This window comes from Pseudoalteromonas rubra (assembly GCF_005887115.1).
Lineage (GTDB): Bacteria > Pseudomonadota > Gammaproteobacteria > Enterobacterales > Alteromonadaceae > Pseudoalteromonas > Pseudoalteromonas rubra_F.
In genome coordinates this window covers 1-341 of record NZ_PNCJ01000159.1, presented here as the reverse complement: position 1 = coordinate 341, position 341 = coordinate 1, and the positions used below count along the sequence as shown (strand labels likewise).

The window sequence follows — 341 nt, the reverse complement described above, 5'->3', positions numbered from 1 at the left end:
CCAGCTACCTGTGGGCACCGGCCCGTTTGTTTATCGTGAATACCAACGCGACAGACTGATCCGCTACTATTCACACCCCGAGTACTGGGAACACCAAGTAAACCTCGATCAGTTGGTATTTGATATTACTCCTAATGGCACAACACGCATTGCCAAGCTTTTAACCAAAGAATGCGATGTCACCCCACACCCAAGTGCGACCCAATCAAGCGTTCTGCGCCAACGCGACGATATTGAGTTGGAACAACAAGATAACCTTAACGTGGGCTATTGGGCCTTTAATACTGAACGTGTGCCTTTTAATAATCCACAAGTACGCCGGGCATTAGCCCATGCCATTA

The 341-nt window shown here is 48.4% G+C and carries 1 protein-coding gene; it reads left to right on the top strand.

What is annotated here, in order from left to right; translation table 11 throughout:
- The coding region (locus tag CWB98_RS23575) for an ABC transporter substrate-binding protein (protein WP_249364756.1) at window positions 1-341 on the top strand (341 nt) is incomplete at both ends.